Source organism: Maridesulfovibrio sp. (assembly GCF_963666665.1).
Taxonomy (GTDB): domain Bacteria; phylum Desulfobacterota; class Desulfovibrionia; order Desulfovibrionales; family Desulfovibrionaceae; genus Maridesulfovibrio.
The window spans coordinates 2,525,407-2,541,601 of sequence record NZ_OY762999.1 but is presented as its reverse complement, the minus strand read 5'-3'; the positions used below and the strand labels follow the sequence as shown (position 1 = coordinate 2,541,601).

Here is a 16,195-nt window from a genome sequence, read left to right as displayed (position 1 = left end):
TAAAGTTTTAGGAGAGTCCAGAGAACCGCAGGAGGATTAATCTTTTCAAAAAAGCGCGAAGCTCATCAAATCAATTCTTAGCAGCTTCCAAATAAATCTTCTGAAATTCAGGTATTCCAACTTCCTCGGCCCAGTGCAGGTAGAGCGATTTGAGGAAATTTCGTCGCAGTTCAGGTGCTGCAGCAAGACGATTTTTGATGGCCGCTTCTACATCCATTTCTTCAATTACATTGTGCAAAGTCTGCGCTCTGTGGATTATACGATGCGAGCTTTCGATCAATTCATTGCCCTGCCGGGCAAGACGTTCACGTAATTCTTCGTCAGCCATTAGAAGGTTATATTTTTTCAGAAGATCTTCAACATTGTTGGGTTCATAGGTCAGCAGATGAACTCCATCTTCAAAGAGATCAAAGAACCCGTTTTCGATTTTGGGAGTCAGCAGACATGCGCCGCAGGCGAGGGCTTCAAATACCCGGAAGTTGAGGTCGCCGCGTTCGGCAATGTTGAGCACTACTTTTGCTCTGGGAAAAAGTTTGCTGAAATCGCCTTTGGTAATGTGCAGGCCCGGTACATGTTCAGCTACTTTATCGAGAAAAATTTTTCTTTCCGGGGTCAATTCCGCACTTACATTACCTACAAAGAGCAGGTCCCATTCTTTTGGGGCTTCGGATGGAACATGATAGTCCATGACGATGGGCGGAAACCATAGCAGGCGGGATTTCTGTAATCTTGGGGTGAAACGGTCCAAATGATCTTTCAGGCTGACCAGACAGATATCGAACCCTTGGGCATAAAATGGATACCAGCTGTGTATATGGGTATCTATGCAGTGGAAAATGGTCAGGCAGGGATAGTTCTCCACACCGGCCAGCGGCGGGGCGATAGACCGGTCGGCATAAACCACGGCAAATGGTTTCGATCCGGTTTTTTCAAGGATGTCCTGCCAGGTGAATACCTGCTGTCCCCGGATTGGAATGTGGACGGTCTTGTAGCCCAGCGCATCCATTCCGGTCCGGAAAAAAGTATTGCCGATCCATGCGATTATTTTGGGTTCTTGCTTACTCACAAGCTGAAAGTAGCAATTTATCCTGTTCTTTGAAAGAGGGTGGAATCAGCAATCGGCGGTTTATTTAAGCATGTTGAATAACGAAGGTTCATCAAGGTCGAGGGACGGTGTGAATTCAACTCCGAAAACAGTATTGTCCTGCCACACGGTTACAGCTTTTTGGCTGCTGAGGAATCCGATTCTGTCATTGAAAATACAGCCGCGAATAAACAGTTCGTCGTCTAATTTTATCTTGCCGGAATCATTTGCAGAATTGATCTTGAACTTCATTCCTTTCCTGGAAATATTGAGGATTGTTATATCTATATCCCCACCGGAAGTCGCGGCAACGTCACATTGTCGGTAAAAGCTGTTGATGGAACTCAGCTCGATCCTTGTGTGTTTTCGTCTATCTGATAATGTGTTCATATTTATCTCCCCAGCCGGGGATAATAAATTTTTAATAACTGCAAGTGAATTATTTTTTTTGTATGATCGTGTTGGAAATGAGTCTGATTCGTTTTTTTAGGTTTTCTCAGGATTAAATGGCCTATAAATACGGGGAAAGTTATGGGGGCTGACGCTCTTCAGAAATATATCTTTGAATTAAAAGAACAGCTTGAATTGCAGACACTCATTGCGGATTCTTCTTCCGAATCCATTGGTGTGTTTGGGGAAGATATGCATTGCGTGGCAGTTAACAAAGAAGTTCTTAAGGTTTTGGGGTATTCACATGGAGAAGTTATCGGCATGCACGGACTGAATTTTATTGCCGATGACTATCGTGAACTCGTAAAAGAAAAAATATCCACCAGATATGACCAGCCTTATTTCGTTATGGGCAAGCGCAAGGATGGTTCTGTTTTTCCTGCTGAAATTCGTGGACGGACCGTAGAATTGCGAGACAGGATTTATCGTATCTCAGCCATGCGTGATATTTCTTACCTGAAAGCAACCGAAATGGAACTCCGCGAAACCCTGCATGAGCTGGGAATAATTTTTGAGAGCAGCAGGGTCGGAATGATGTTCCTGCAGGGAGGAAGAATCTTGAAGCGGGCTAATCAGGCACTCGCAGATATTTTGGGGTATGAGTCTCCTGCGGATATGATCGGCCTGAGTATGCTTGACTTGCATTTAACTGAAGAAAAATTCCACGAATTCGGAAGATTGTATTACTATACTCTTGTGAATAAGGCCCAAGTGAACATTGAATACCAACTGCGGCGCAGGGACGGTAAATCCTTGTGGTGTTCTTTATCCGGTCAGGCCGTGGATGTTAATGTCCCTGCTGATCTTAATCGCGGTGTGCTTTGGGTTGTTGACGATATTTCTTTGCGTAAGGCTGAAGAAGACCGGTTGGTTTTACTGGCAACAACTGACAGTCTTACCGGTGCTTATAACCGCCGGGAGTTTTTTCGGCTGGTTGAGTTGTTTATGAGTAACGAGAATCGTAATCCTGCTGGGCCGGCAATGTTGATGATTGATCTTGATGACTTCAAAAAGATTAATGACTCGTATGGTCATGAGGTCGGAGATGCGGTCCTTAAATATTTTGCCGATGTTTGCAGGGCTGTGATCAGGGAAGACGATGTCTTTGCCAGAATGGGTGGAGAGGAATTTGCGGTATTTTTACCTGGAACAGATCTTACGGGTGGCATAACCGTGGCCGAGCGTATGCGCAGAAAATTTGCGGAAAGTGAAGTCCCTGCCTTGGATGGTTTCATTCATTGCACAGCCAGTATCGGGGTGGCTACGATGAGTTCACGCAGGCTGGACCCTGAGCGCTTGCTGCGTATGGCGGACATGGCTTTATATGATGCTAAGGAATCCGGGCGCAATCAGGTTTGCTTTTACGATTGATTTTTTTATGCAGCAGCATTTACCCTATCTAATTCTGTTTTTACTCTTGGCTAAAGCTGGTAAAAAAGATAAATGGTTATGTTATAGGAATGTGTAATATTATATCTAATGCGGCCTGAATTTAAGGGGAGGGTCGTAACTAATAAAGTCAGGAGAATGTGGTGAGGAAGTTACTCGTTGTTTTTGCGCTGATCGGGATGCTGCTTTCCGGGTGCGTATACGTAAATATGGATGTTGAGAATAAGCCTGTTCCGGGTGTTGATTTTAATGGTTTGAAAACTTTTGCATTTAAGCAGAAAAGTGAATCCAAAAAGGATCTTGAGGCTATTCTGCTCAACACTGCGAAACAGGAACTTGAAGCCAAAGGTTTCAGTTACGATCCTAATTCACCGGATTTTATGGTTGTGGTGAATTTCGGGTCCAAGGCTTTCATGGAAAGGGGCGTAACTTACAAGCGTGAAGCTTATGAGTACGATTACATCACTAAGACCAATACCGATATCGGGGTGGTTAAGACCGCTGATGCTCCTAGGGTGGACAACACTGTACGTATCTACCTGATGACTCCCGAAAATGAAGGTATGAAGACCTACCTGTGGCGTGGCATGGCTACAAGTCAGGATCGTGAAGGTCTGGATGTTGTAGGTAGATGTCTGGTCAAAGGGGCTTTTTCCAAGTTTCCCACTGCCGATGGAAATTTCCGCGAAAAATTGAATGTTAGAGATTGCGAATAATACAGCAAAATAACAGAATGTTTTTTTGAGGCTCTCGGATTTATTCCGAGGGCCTTTTTATTTGTCTCAGCAAAATCTTGCAACAACCCTTGACTTTGGGATTGAAGAATGTCATTTCTCCATCACTATATAACAATATTTTTATATATTGAATTTGGTTTGTATGCGCCCGCAGGAAACGGAAGACGGTGGAAATCCGTCGCAGGCGCGCTGCTGTAACCGGGTAAATCAAGAAGGGAATAGTGTCGGTCCACTGTTAGAAAACGGGAAGGAGCGGTGCTGTGCGTCGAATAGGCCCGGAAGCCAGAAGACGTCCTGCGGGAGCAAGTGCCGGACCTCGCGAACAGGTCTGTGAAACAGGGGCAATAGTCCCGCCGCTAAGCGGACACTTTTAATATGGAGAACTACAATGCTGACGCACACTTTAGGCTATCCCAGAATGGGCAGTAATCGCGAACTTAAACGAAAACTTGAATCTTACTGGAGAGGTGAAGCCGGGGCGGATGATCTTGCCCTGACTGCCAGGAAACTCCGTGAGTTGCACTGGGAAAATCAGAAGCTGGCCGGAGTTGATCTTCTTCCTGTAGGTGATTTTTCCTACTACGACCATATGCTCGACAACGCGGTAAGGTTTGGTGTTATCCCTGCCAGATATAACGTAGATGGCGCTAAGCCTTCCCTTGATGATTATTTCAGGATGGCACGTGGCGAAGCCGGAGAAAACGGCGTGGCAGCCATGGAAATGACCAAATGGTTCGATACCAACTATCATTACATCGTGCCCGAATTCAGCAGGGATCAGGAGTTTATCCTCGCTGACGAAACCATCCTTGAGCAGGTGGAAGAAGCTATTCAGCTGGGGCATAGAGTGAAGGCTGTGCTGCCCGGTCCGCTGACTTTCCTGTTGTTGGGCAAATGCGCAGATCAGGACTTTGACCGTCTGGACCTGCTGGAAAAATTGTTGCCAGCCTATGTGGAACTCATTGAGAAACTTTCCGCCAAATGCGAATGGATTCAGTTTGATGAACCCGTATTGGCTCTTGATCTTGAAGAATCGACGCGCAAACTTTTCATCCCTGTTTACCGCACACTTAAAGAGGCTGCTGACAGTAGAATTTTGGTCGCTACATATTTCGGCGCTCTTGGAAATAATCTTGAAGCGGCTGCAGCTCTGCCTGTTGACGGTTTGCATGTGGATCTTGTTCGTGGATCACAGGACCTTGAACCTTTGCTGGCTAAGCTGGCAGATAACTTGAGCCTCTCGCTCGGTGTAGTTGACGGTAGAAATATATGGCGTGCTGACCTTGACCGGGCTGTGGTTGCGGTTGAATCTGCATATGCGATACTTGGTCGGGAGCGTGTGCTGGTGGCTCCTTCATGCTCACTTTTGCATGTTCCTTTTGATCTTGATCTGGAAACAAATCTGGACGCTGATATTAAATCATGGATGTCTTTTGCCCGCCAGAAATGTGCTGAAATCAGAACCATTGCCGACGCTGCAACAGGTAAGGACGTTGACGCAGTTCTTGCTGAGAATCGCAGGATTCTTGAATCACGCAAGATTAGTCATAGAGTGAACAATCCGGAGGTTGCCCTGAGGGTGGCAGCACTTCAGCCCGAAGATTACCACCGTAATTCAGTTTATGAAAAACGGGCTGAAATTCAGCGTGATCTTGGATTTCCTATCCTGCCGACGACCACCATCGGTTCATTCCCCCAGACCCCGGAAGTGCGTTCCACCAGAAGTGGTTTCAAGAACGGGCGTATTGACCGCGCTGATTACGAAATTTTCATGCGCGGATATATCGAAGACTGCATCCGCCTTCAGGAAGTTATCGGTCTTGATGTGCTGGTTCATGGCGAGCCGGAGCGCAATGACATGGTTGAGTATTTCGGAGAAAATTTTGACGGTTATTGCTTTACATCCAACGGCTGGGTCCAGAGTTACGGTTCCCGTTGCGTGAAGCCTCCGGTTATTTTCGGTGATGTTTCCCGTCCCGCTCCCATCACAGTCGATTGGATCAACTATGCCCGCTCCCTTTCCGCTCGCGAGGTTAAGGGTATGCTCACCGGTCCGGTAACCATACTTTGCTGGAGTTTCGTTCGTGATGACCAACCGCGCAGTGAAACCTGCCGTCAGATCGCACTGGCAGTACGTGACGAAGTTGCGGATCTTGAAAAGAGCGGGGTTAAAGTCATTCAGATAGATGAACCTGCCCTGCGTGAAGGTTTGCCGTTGCGTAAGGCAGAGCAGCCGGAATACCTGAAGTGGGCTGAAGAGTGCTTTCGTCTTTCCGCTTCCTGCGTAGAGGATTCAACTCAGATTCATACCCACATGTGCTACTGCGAATTTGATGAAATCATGGATTCCATTGCCGCACTTGATGCCGATGTTATCAGCATTGAGGCCAGCCGCAGCCGCATGGAACTTTTAGGAAGTTTTAAACACTTCAGCTATCCCAATGAAGTCGGTCCCGGTGTTTACGACATTCACAGTCCTGCCATTCCGGCGGCTGATGATATGGCCCAGCTGCTTGAAAAAGCATTGGAAGTCATTCCAGCAGAACGGCTGTGGGTAAACCCGGATTGCGGACTCAAAACCCGCAAATGGGACGAGGTTGTCCCGGCACTTAAAAATATGGTTCAGGCGGCTGAAATTATTCGTCGCAAGATTCAGTAAACAACAATAAATTTCCCGGGCCGTATCTGCGGTCCGGGAATCAAGCAGATAATAAATGGAGAATTAGAATGCAGGTGGCACAGAATATCAATGAAGCTGGACAGTTTTTTTCTTTTGAATTTTTCCCGCCCAAGGATAAATCCACATGGCCCGTATTTATGGAAAGGGCTGCAAGGCTGGCCGCATTAAAACCCCTCTTTGCTTCAGTTACTTATGGAGCAGGAGGAACCAGCCACGACAACTCTCTCGAGATTTGCTCCCTGCTTAAAAAAGATATGGGTATTGATATCCTCGCCCATCTGACTTGTGTCGGTGCCAGTGAACAGTCCATTGATGAGTTTGTCTCCCGTTTAGGACAGGCCGGTGTTTCTGATATTCTGGCTCTTGGAGGTGACGGGGTTAAAGATGGAAACGGCGAAGTCCAGAGCCGTTTTTTCCATGCTTCTGACCTTGTGGAATATGTTGATGACAAATTTTCCGAAGTGGGGATTGCCGTAGCCGGATATCCCGGAGGTCATCCAGAATCTCCTTCCATTGCCGCGGATATTGAAATCCATAATTCAAAGTTGTCCAAAGGGGCGGATTTCACCATGACCCAGCTTTTCTTCGACAACAGACTCTACTTCGATTACGTGGACAGGTTGGGCGAGCTTGGCAGCAGTGCTCCGGTAATCCCCGGTGTCCTGCCGATACAGTCTTTAAGCTCTTTGCGCCGGATTATGTCTCTTTGCGGGGCAGGCATTCCCGGTGACCTTTATTGCGGGGTGGAAAAGGCTTTTGAGAAGGGCGGAGATGAAGCGGTCATGGCGTTCGGTTTTGAATTTGCACGCAAACAGATAGCAGATCTGCTTGATAAGGGGGCGCCGGGAGTTCATATCTACAGCCTGAACCGTGCTGCCATGTGCGAGAGATTGGTAACTGATCTGAAGAGTGACGGATATTTCAATTAATAAATTACGTTATTCATAGCTGCATAAAAAAGCCCTTCAATCCAATTGGATTGAAGGGCTTTTTTTGCTAATAGGTCTTTCTACAAAAATCCTTTAAATGCATCAGCGATCTGGGCGGCTGTTTTTACCCGCTCCGGACCGTTCTCAATGATGAAGGGCAGAATCTTATCGGAATATTCTCCCAGTCCGGAAAGCAGGGTTTCGCTGATCCCCTTGGATGAAGGTGAAGCGATAAAGTCTTTGATTTCCTTGTACAAGGTCTTGGCTTCGCCTACGGAATTGTTGCCGGAAGTGTAAGCGGTGGATGCATGATCGTAAACTTTCTTAGCCTTATCAAAGCTGCCGGGAGTAGTGATGATCTTGGTCAGTTTTGAGGTCAGGGAAGAGTCTGTTGTTCCGGCATCCATGCTTTCGGAAAATCCTACGAGCTTGGCAAGTCTGGTGAAGGTCGAACCGGAATTGATGTCACCGAGCTGTGAAGTCAGGGCTGCGCCTTCATCAGGATTGAGCAGGCTCATAGTCACAGTCTGTGCATCCACGAGGTTCTCAGTGGAATCGTAAAAGCCCGTATAGACGTTTTTGGCCCGGTCAAGCAGGCTTGCACCTTCTGCTGTGCTTTTGGCCGTTTCAGCGGAAGAGGACAGGTCGTTCAGGCTGAAGGCCAACACTGCGGAAGCTTGAAAAAGCATACATGCCAAGGTCAGCAGGGAAACAACTATCAAGCGGGAACGGTAATTTTTCATTTTGCTTTCTCCATGTTCTTTTAGGTTAGGACTGCAGTATACTCGATTGAAGGGATTTTTCCATTAGAAAAGGAAGTGTAATCAGGAGTCTTTCTTTGCAGGAGAAAGCATGGGAAAAGCTACTGCTTTTGCGTAATGAGGGGGTATAAAACGAAAAAAGCCGCAACTTGCGTTGCGGCTTTCTTTGTTTACGAGTGGTGCCGAAGAGAAGACTCGAACTTCCACGGAGAAACCTCCACTAGACCCTGAACCTAGCGTGTCTACCAATTCCACCACTTCGGCACTCGGTAGAAACGTGTTTATTGATTTCGACTTGCTTTGGCAAGGACTTTTTTTGTTAAATCGTAAATAAATTGCAAAAAAGCTGTTTTCGCTGGAAAAGTGTCACTCAAAAAGTAATTGCTTTCTAATTGTGGAGCCTGTTTTCTCCTGTTATACAAAGCCTAGCTAGAAAATTAATAAGGGGGAAATTCATGGATCCGTCCACGCTGGTTCCGGCTGCTATTGGTATCTCTATTCATCCTATCTGGCCGGTAACTCTTTCAATCATCACTTTTTCTGTTCACCTGTTGCTCATGAATGCAGTTTTCGGGGGGGCGGCTATCGTTTTTGTCCACTCCCTTTCCGGAGGGACAGCGATTTCCAAAAATATTTCCAAGAAACTGCCGACCCTGCTGGCTTTGGCAATCAATGCCGGAGTTCCGCCGCTCTTGTTCCTGCAGGCAGTTTACGGCCAGTTCAGCTATGTTTCCTCAATTCTTATGGCTGTTTTCTGGCTGGCGGTAATTGCTGCCCTGATCGGCGGCTATTATGGTTTGTATTTTCATAATTACCGTTATGAAAATTTGGGCATCTCAGGACGCAGGATTACCATGGCAGCAGTTCTGGCTGCAATCGTCTACATCGGCTTCATGCTTTCCAATAAAATGACTCTGATGCTGCGCCCGGAAGTCTGGCCTGAATATTTTACCGATCCGCACGGGTTCAACCTTAACCTGAGTGATCCGGTTCTTTATCCGCGGTTCATGCATTTTGCCATATCTGCGCTGGCTGTGGGGGGACTTCTGGTGGCCCTTGTGGGCAAGCGCAAAGGTGATTCCGAGTTTGTTGATACGGGAATGAAATGGTTCTCCCGTTCAACATTGGTGAATGTTCTTATGGGGTTCTGGTTTCTGGTGGCCCTGCCCAAGGAGGTCATGCTTATCTTTATGGGCGGTGATATGTTTGCCACGATTCTGCTCTGCGTGGGATTATTGGCAACTTTCGCCATGCTTCATGCCGGATTCACCAAGAATGTCTGCTGGGGGACAGCTGCAACTGTCTTCATCGTCCCGGTTATGGCGACCATGCGCCACCTTGTGCGCCAGAAATACCTTGAACCTTATTTCTCGCTCGACACAGCACCTGTCTCCGGACAATGGGACCCTTTCATACTTTTCATTCTCTCACTCATCGCAGGCGGATTCTGCATCGTCTACATGCTGAAACTCATGCTCAAGGCTGAAAGGAGTTAATGATGGAATATCCAATCTGGCATTTAACTACTTTCGGCGGTGGATTCTGGATCGCATTCATCGCGACCATACATGTTTTCGTGGCTCAGTTTGCCGTGGGTGGCGGGCTGTTTCTCGTAGTCACAGAAAAACTGGCTTATAAGACTGAATCAAGCGAGTTGCGAGATTACGTAAAAAAACATTCCAAGTTTTTCCTGCTGCTGACCATGGTTTTCGGCGGCGGAACCGGGGTGGCCCTCTGGTTCACCATGGCCCTGCTCAGTCCGCAGGGAACCCTTGTGCTGGTCCGTGAATTTCTTTTTGCATGGGCTACGGAATGGGTCTGGTTTGTGGGTGAGATTGTCGCCCTGCTTATCTATTATTACTATTGGGATAAGATGAACCGCCGTGATCACCTGATTATCGGCTGGTTCTATTTCCTTTTCGCTTTTCTGTCCCTCGTGACCATCAACGGCGTGGTTTCCTTCATGCTCACCCCCGGAGTTTGGCAGGAAACCAGAAGTTTTTGGGATGCCATTTTCAACCCGACCTTCTGGCCGGCACTTTTTTTCCGTACCGCGCTTTGCGGCATGCTGGCCGGATTGTTCGGTTTTGTGACTGCGGCGCGGATTAAGGACAAGAGCCTGCGCTGCATGCTGGTCCGTTTCTGCGGCATCTGGACCCTGACCGGATTGGTTTTGACCGTATTTTCCGGCTACTGGTATATGGGCAACATCCCCGCTGAACAGGCCATGCAGGTAGTTCACAAGTCACACCGCGTGGCTTTCTTCATGCAGGTTTTCAAATACACAGCTCCGGTACTTCTGGTCGGCGGGCTCTTTATGGCTATCTGTGCCCCGCGCCGGGTTAATTTCAGCTCGGCAATGGTAATGCTGGTGGTGGCCCTGATGTTTTACGGCTCTTTTGAGTTCATGCGCGAGGCCGGCCGTAAACCTTATGTTGTCTGGGGTGAGGTCTATTCCACCAACATCACTGTGGAGCAGGCAAAAAAGCTGCATGGCGAGTCGATTTTGCAGAATGCTAAATGGATTCCGCAGGATCTGCGCGAGATAACAGACCAGAACCGTCTGAAAGCCGGATCATGGCTTTACCAGATGGAATGCGGTCCTTGCCACGCTGTTAACGGTCCCATGAATGATATTGTGCGCCGCACATCAAAATACACAACTGCCGGGCTGGATGCCTTTATCTCCGGCATGGGCAAAGTTAATAAGTATATGCCCGAATTCATCGGTACTGCTGAAGAACGCAACGTTCTTGCGGAATATATTCATTCTGTAGGAGCTGGATATGATCCAGTCCTGCCGGACCCTGAAGAGGCGGAGCTTAGCCCCGGTCCCTTCAAAGCTGATCAGGAATACGTGCTCATGGCTTGGCCGCTGGAAGGGCTGCGCTTGATCATTGATAAAGACCGGGCCATGTCAATCACCGACAAGGGCAGCACTGTACGTGCTCAGCTTTTGTTGCGTGGCGATCCTCCCGAAGTAATCACTGATGATGTGAAGATCGTCTGCAAGCCGCAGGGTATGGATGAGAGTTTTGAACTTGCGGTCAAAGACGGCTATTTTCAGTCCGGTCCCATAGAAATTCTGCCCTACACCAAGGAAGCGTACCAACCCTTGCCTCAGGTGGACGTTCAAGCCCTTGATGCGGATGGGAATGTTCTCGCTAGCACAACTATCGTGCTTCCGGTTTCCACCCGTCCGGGTTGCAATAATTGTCACGGCGGAGGCTGGGATATACCGGAACAGGGCGGATTCTCCGCCCGCACAGCGGTGGATATCGCCGGGGTACATGACCGTGACAACAAAACCAACTTCAAGCAGCGTCTGAAGGATAACGAGATCATTGATTGCATGGGGTGTCATGACGGTGAATTGCAGCTCAACCTGTCCACCGCCCTCCACGGTTTCCATGCGGTTTATCTTTCCGGAAGGGAAAACGACGCCTGCATGATGTGCCATCCGCAGGAAAGCCTGCGCGGGGTGCATGTTAATGCCGGAATGGAATGCGTGAACTGTCACGGATCCATGGAAAATCACGCCCTTGCCTTGCTTAAAGGTGAGGAAGCTAAACCCGCAGCCAAGCAGTTAATTAAGTTGATTACTCCTGTTGAGTATGAGCTTGAAGAGATCAACTCACGCCAGCCCAACGAGCAGCAGCCTGATTGCCTGACCTGTCACGTTGAATTTGCCGCTCCTGATTCGGACTCCGCTTTTAATAAGTGGACTGAGGACAGGGAAGGGTTGTTCCGTAACCGCAAGGATGAAATGGGTGCTGTAATGTGTGCTGCCTGCCACAACGCACCGCATGCCATCTTCCCGGCAGCAAACGAGCGCGATAATCTGCGCCCGCTGCAATATATGGGTGAAGCTCAGCCCATGGGAGCAGCCGGAACCTGCACGGTCTGCCATGAGGACGACATGGGTTATCCGGCTCACCATCCCGGCATGGGACTGGAAGAATAAACAAAAAAAGCCCGGTTCGAACATGGTTCGAACCGGGCTTTTGAATTATTAGAAACTAGCCTTTTCTGAGCAAGGGGCCTTCGTTTTTGGAAGCCCTGTTCACAGCGCGCATTACGTTGTCGGAATCACCTGCGGGCACGGTGAATGTGGACTGGCGTCCCTGAATTTTAACGTGCTGGATGCGTACCGGGTTGATGCGCGCGCGGCGGCAGATCATATCTACCAGTTTACGCGGGGTCATGCCGTGTGCACGGCCAACGCCTGCAGTGAAGCGTACGCGACCACGGTTTGCAGCGGGACCGCCGCATTCCTCGATCTTACGGTAGCTGCGTTTGTCCAGAACGCTGCCCTGAGAATGCTTGAGCAGTGCTGCAACAGCTTCAATGGGATCAACTCCGTCGAGAAGCTCGTGGGCGAGGTCGAGGTAGGAAAGATGCTTTCCTGCTTCAACAATGTCGCTCAGCTCTGCGCCCATGCGGGATTTTTTCACATCAATAACCTGATCAATGGTCGGCAGGGGCTGCTTATCCACACTGAGTTTGGTTATTTTAGTGATGTAGCGGAGCTTGCCGAATTCACGGGGGGTAATCAGGGTTACAGCAACACCTTTTTTACCTGCACGTCCGGTACGGCCTACGCGGTGAACAAAGCTCTGCGGATCCTGCGGAAGTGCGAAGTTAACAACGTGCGAAAGATCGGGAACGTCGATACCACGGGCAGCAACGTCGGTAGCCACAAGGATTTTACAACGGCGGTTGCGGAAACGCATGAGGATGTCTTCGCGGCGGGCCTGTGAAAGATCACCGTGAATCGGTTCGGCGGGGTAGCCGCGCTCAGCGAGTGTCCCGGCTACGCGGTCGGCATCGGCGCGGGTACGGCAGAAGACCAGACCGTAAAATTCGGGTTGTGCATCAACAACACGGCAGAGTGCTTCAAAGCGGTCACGCTCGTTCACTTCGTGAAAAATCAGTTCGGTCAGCGGAGCTTCGTCTTTTTCGCGTTTTACAGAAACCACATCGTAATCGCCCATGAATTTCTTGGCGATGTTCATTACTTCGCGGGGCATGGTAGCGGAGAAAAGCAGGGTGCGGCGATCTTCTCCGGCATTTTCCATAATCTCGGATACTTCTTCAAGGAAGCCCATGTTGCACATTTCGTCAGCTTCATCGAGTACGAAGTTGTTGATTTTGGAAAGGTCGAGGGTTTTTCTGCGGATGTGGTCCAGAACACGGCCGGGGGTACCGACAACGATGTCCGCACCGCGTTTGAGGGCCTTCAGCTGCGGAAGCATGGGCTGTCCGCCGTAGACAGTGGCTACGAAAACTTTGCGTGTGCCGCGGAAAGAAATGATTTCATCCGCAACCTGCATAGCAAGTTCACGGGTAGGGGTCAGGATGATGGCCTGAACGTGTCCTGCACCTTCGCGGACATTTTCAATGATGGGCAGGCCGAATGCTGCGGTTTTACCGGTACCTGTCTGAGCCTGACCTACGATGTCCTTTTCACCGGAAAGGAGCATGGGAATGGTTTTTTCCTGAATAGGAGTGGGCGCGGTGAAGCCTTTTTTCTCAAGTGCTTCAATAATGGCATCGGAAAGACCGAGGTTTCTAAATTTTTCCATGATGTATGTATCTCTCTAAAATGTAGTGAAAATAAAAGTTATATTTAAAAGGGCAATAAAACATGAGCGCGTCTCAGTTCTCAACTGGGCGCGTGTTAATTCCCGTTTCAGCTGGGCCGGATTTATTAAATCGGGTCGTTTGTTATCACTGGCAAAAGTACAGCAACACGAATCAGCAAACCGCACGTGCGGCCTGATCCGGGGAATGCTCCGGTCTTGCGGAAATGGGGGTGAAAAACAAAGCAATGCCAGCCCCTTAAAAGCAGGGGAGGCTTCTAGCTACCGTAATAAATGTCCGGTATTTTTGGAGGGACCGTCCGGTTATCTCGATCTACAAAAGGTGGGTAAAAAACTCACAAAGGCAGATCGTACTTTTTCCTGAAACAGCAAGGCGAACTGCCTGCATAACTGGTCCCAATCTCTTAATTAGGTTTCAGGAAAATCGTCACATAAGGACGATGTACGAAGCAAGTACACTGCCCTTGTCTTAAAACTCGGGTCTCTATGGACCCAAAACAACCGGATATGGACGGACGCGAGGAGCATTAAGCACCGAATGGGTGTTGGGTCAAGGGTTTTCTTTAGGGAATTAAGGACAGAGTTCTTTTAAATGTTCTAAAAGTCGCTCGGCCCACGATGATTTGTCTTTAACATTGACAGGGTTTATTTCGGCCAAAATTTTAAAAGAATGGTTGCCTTTACTATATTTCCCTTTTTGTGTGTCCTTTGTGGCTTTTTCTAGTGAAGAATAAAGGATCTTTTTGTCGATATTTTCAATGTCTTGGCTGGTTGGGAGTACGGTTACTTTAAAATTTTTTTTATAGTACTCTTTTAATGCTGTCTTATCAGCCATAAACCACGCTTCCATACATTGGACCATAAGTTGCGCAGAGTTATCATCTGCCTGCGTTGGTTTTTGCCAGTGCTTGTCCCCCTCTCGCTCCTTGAAATGATCCCATGGTTTATATCTGTGCTTCTTTTCTACATGCTTTTCACTGTCCACTAAAAGGATGATATGTTTCGGTTCTTTTGCTTGACTTATTTCTATGCAAAAATCTCTGTATGCAAATTGACGCGACCCGCATGCAATTACTTTTATTTTATTGTCAGCTATTCCGTATTTTTTGAAAAAAACTTTAAAAGCTCTGCGGCAGTCAATGTTTAATTGTTTATTTCTTAAAGCTCCGCCTTCTACAAAAACCATGATAGTGCTCACAGGGTTCCTCCTAAGTAGCCATTGATCCAGAGGTCTCCCAGAGAGTAATTTTCAAGCCATGATTTTAGATTTAACCTATCCAGACGGATTATCTTTGTTTTGCCTTCTGCCTTTTCACATACCATGACATATTCCGGTGTTTCACTTAAGGCGTCGATAAGTATGTCTGAGTGTGTCGTTATAATTATTTGAGTGTGTTCAGATGCTTCAATTAATAAATCTTTAAGCAGCACTATTGCGTCAGGGTGCAGGCCCATTTCCGGTTCTTCAATGCAGATGAGTGAAGGTGGGGTTGGGTGGCACAGAATAGCGAGTAAACATAAAAAACGAATTGTTCCATCAGATAACCTATTCGCAGGGGTGGATAAATCTCCTTCTTCGAGAAAGATTCTAACTCCGTTGCCTTCTATTATCGACTCTATGTCTGTTGCTGAAGGACAGAACTTAGCTAGATATTCTTTTACCTTACGTTTTACTTCTGGTTTTCCTCTAAAATTATTTAAAATAAGTCCTAAATTTAAGCAGTCTTCATCAAGAAAGTTAGTCTTTCCATCAGCTGGTTGTTGTCTGCGTAGTTCGGTAAATCTGCCGAATTCCCATGTGTCATATATTTTAATCTGGCGGAATTCATCACCTAGCCATGTCAGTTCTGGATATTGTTCCGGGTCTCTTCTTTGGGCAAGAATCGATTGTTCAGGGTTAACAGAATCTCTTTCCAGTCTGCGTGGTCCAGTAGTTGAGTTGTTGTTTATAATGGGGATTCCATTTTGAATGCTGTAGTAGAAATAAGGGGTGCTTTCTCCTGCAGCAGGTTTTTCTTCTTCGATTTTTTCATCGGTTATTTCAACTCGTTGTCCTGATTCAGTGAATTCAATTTTGTAATGGATGTTTTTAGCATATCGTAAATTCTCTTTTGGAATAATTGCTTCTATAGTAGCCCGTTGTCCGTTTCTCTTTTTCCATATCCATTCTTTAGCACCTCCTCCCTTGCGAATTGGGGATGTGAAGTCTTCCGGAGTCGACTGTAAAAGAGAGATAGCTTCAATTAAATTTGATTTTCCTGCTCCGTTGGGGCCAATAATAACATTAAGTTTGTCGAGCGGAATCCAGTCTGAGTCAGGCGGGAAACTGAGTAGTTCTGATAGTTTGATTTTTTCTATGAGCATTTTATGATTCCTTCATGTCTTTATTCTTATATATCAGGTGAGCATTAATGTTTTTCTCTTATACGCCGTACTATAGCTACGAATAGGGGGCAAGTATTCAGAGTATAAAGTCTATCGAGACTCATCGTATGCTTCCTCCCCCCCCAATTACCTACCACCCAACTTCCCACAAAATTCTATTGAAATTAAGTTCCCTCT

General features: G+C 47.5%; 12 protein-coding genes, 1 tRNA gene and 1 riboswitch. Of the genes, 6 read left to right on the top strand and 7 right to left on the bottom strand.

Translation table 11 applies throughout. The features are described from left to right. Positions 1–70: 70 nt before the first annotated feature. Together ACKU40_RS11740 and ACKU40_RS11735 are read right to left on the bottom strand one after the other, a co-directional pair. Positions 71–1,066 carry a glycosyltransferase gene (locus ACKU40_RS11740; RefSeq protein WP_320172984.1) on the bottom strand — a complete coding sequence of 332 codons (996 nt, stop codon included), beginning with the start codon at positions 1,064–1,066 and terminating at the stop codon, positions 71–73. 60 nt (positions 1,067–1,126) lie between these two features. Beyond that, positions 1,127–1,474: a PilZ domain-containing protein gene (locus tag ACKU40_RS11735; RefSeq protein ID WP_320172983.1), complete on the bottom strand. Its 348-nt coding sequence runs from the start codon at positions 1,472–1,474 to the stop codon at positions 1,127–1,129. Between the two features lie 141 nt (positions 1,475–1,615). Here ACKU40_RS11735 and ACKU40_RS11730 point away from each other — a divergent pair, with 141 nt between their 5' ends. The 4 genes from ACKU40_RS11730 to ACKU40_RS11715 all read left to right on the top strand — a co-directional run bounded on the left by ACKU40_RS11730 (position 1,616) and on the right by ACKU40_RS11715 (position 7,269). Further along, a complete protein-coding gene (locus tag ACKU40_RS11730) occupies positions 1,616–2,905 on the top strand; it encodes a diguanylate cyclase (RefSeq protein WP_320172982.1) in 1,290 nt (429 codons plus the stop codon). Positions 2,906–3,066: 161 nt separating this feature from the next. Then, positions 3,067–3,639, top strand: a complete 573-nt coding sequence (locus tag ACKU40_RS11725; RefSeq protein WP_320172981.1) for a DUF4136 domain-containing protein — start codon at positions 3,067–3,069, stop codon at positions 3,637–3,639. Between the two features lie 138 nt (positions 3,640–3,777). Beyond that, positions 3,778–3,974: riboswitch (cobalamin riboswitch) on the top strand. A gap of 74 nt (positions 3,975–4,048) precedes the next feature. After that, positions 4,049–6,319, top strand: coding sequence for a 5-methyltetrahydropteroyltriglutamate--homocysteine S-methyltransferase (metE, locus tag ACKU40_RS11720; protein WP_320172980.1), 2,271 nt, complete (start codon positions 4,049–4,051; stop codon positions 6,317–6,319). A 68-nt stretch (positions 6,320–6,387) separates the two neighbouring features. Continuing rightward, positions 6,388–7,269, top strand: a complete 882-nt coding sequence (locus ACKU40_RS11715) for a methylenetetrahydrofolate reductase (RefSeq protein ID WP_320172979.1) — start codon at positions 6,388–6,390, stop codon at positions 7,267–7,269. 80 nt (positions 7,270–7,349) lie between these two features. On the opposite strand, the gene ACKU40_RS11710 is transcribed toward ACKU40_RS11715, so the two are convergent. Together ACKU40_RS11710 and ACKU40_RS11705 are read right to left on the bottom strand one after the other, a co-directional pair. Continuing rightward, the gene (locus ACKU40_RS11710; protein ID WP_320172978.1) at positions 7,350–8,012 is read right to left on the bottom strand and encodes a hypothetical protein; all 663 of its coding nucleotides are present in this window, start codon (positions 8,010–8,012) and stop codon (positions 7,350–7,352) included. A gap of 195 nt (positions 8,013–8,207) precedes the next feature. Further along, positions 8,208–8,294 (bottom strand) — tRNA-Leu (locus tag ACKU40_RS11705). A gap of 191 nt (positions 8,295–8,485) precedes the next feature. On the opposite strand from ACKU40_RS11705, the gene ACKU40_RS11700 reads away from it, so the two are divergent. Further along, on the top strand, positions 8,486–9,526 hold the full coding sequence (locus ACKU40_RS11700; protein WP_320172977.1) for a hypothetical protein: 1,041 nt from the start codon (positions 8,486–8,488) through the stop codon (positions 9,524–9,526). Then, on the top strand, positions 9,526–11,994 hold the full coding sequence (locus ACKU40_RS11695; protein WP_320172976.1) for a cytochrome ubiquinol oxidase subunit I: 2,469 nt from the start codon (positions 9,526–9,528) through the stop codon (positions 11,992–11,994). Before ACKU40_RS11700 ends, ACKU40_RS11695 begins: the two co-directional genes overlap by 1 nt. 55 nt (positions 11,995–12,049) lie before the next feature. Here the strand turns inward: ACKU40_RS11695 and ACKU40_RS11690 are convergent, their stop codons facing one another. From ACKU40_RS11690 to ACKU40_RS11680, 3 genes are all read right to left on the bottom strand, one after another. Beyond that, complete coding sequence (locus tag ACKU40_RS11690; protein WP_320172975.1) at positions 12,050–13,615, bottom strand: DEAD/DEAH box helicase; 1,566 nt, start codon at positions 13,613–13,615, stop codon at positions 12,050–12,052. Positions 13,616–14,204: 589 nt separating this feature from the next. Continuing rightward, positions 14,205–14,831 carry a DUF4276 family protein gene (locus tag ACKU40_RS11685; RefSeq protein WP_320172974.1) on the bottom strand — a complete coding sequence of 209 codons (627 nt, stop codon included), beginning with the start codon at positions 14,829–14,831 and terminating at the stop codon, positions 14,205–14,207. Continuing rightward, entirely contained in the window at positions 14,828–15,997 is a 1,170-nt protein-coding gene (locus tag ACKU40_RS11680) for an AAA family ATPase (RefSeq protein ID WP_320172973.1), read from the bottom strand. The genes ACKU40_RS11685 and ACKU40_RS11680 overlap by 4 nt, the downstream gene beginning before the upstream one ends. Between the last annotated feature and the right edge of the window lie 198 nt (positions 15,998–16,195).

What these genes read in the sequence shown, in the direction of transcription:
- ACKU40_RS11700 (WP_320172977.1), top strand. Translation starts at nt 8,486, where the DNA reads ATGGATCCGTCCACGCTGGTTCCGGCTGCTATTGGTATCTCTATTCAT.
- ACKU40_RS11730 (WP_320172982.1), top strand. Translation starts at nt 1,616, where the DNA reads ATGGGGGCTGACGCTCTTCAGAAATATATCTTTGAATTAAAAGAACAG.
- ACKU40_RS11680 (WP_320172973.1), bottom strand. Translation starts at nt 15,997, where the DNA reads ATGCTCATAGAAAAAATCAAACTATCAGAACTACTCAGTTTCCCGCCT.
- metE (WP_320172980.1), top strand. Translation starts at nt 4,049, where the DNA reads ATGCTGACGCACACTTTAGGCTATCCCAGAATGGGCAGTAATCGCGAA.
- ACKU40_RS11715 (WP_320172979.1), top strand. Translation starts at nt 6,388, where the DNA reads ATGCAGGTGGCACAGAATATCAATGAAGCTGGACAGTTTTTTTCTTTT.
- ACKU40_RS11735 (WP_320172983.1), bottom strand. Translation starts at nt 1,474, where the DNA reads ATGAACACATTATCAGATAGACGAAAACACACAAGGATCGAGCTGAGT.
- ACKU40_RS11690 (WP_320172975.1), bottom strand. Translation starts at nt 13,615, where the DNA reads ATGGAAAAATTTAGAAACCTCGGTCTTTCCGATGCCATTATTGAAGCA.
- ACKU40_RS11695 (WP_320172976.1), top strand. Translation starts at nt 9,526, where the DNA reads ATGATGGAATATCCAATCTGGCATTTAACTACTTTCGGCGGTGGATTC.
- ACKU40_RS11710 (WP_320172978.1), bottom strand. Translation starts at nt 8,012, where the DNA reads ATGAAAAATTACCGTTCCCGCTTGATAGTTGTTTCCCTGCTGACCTTG.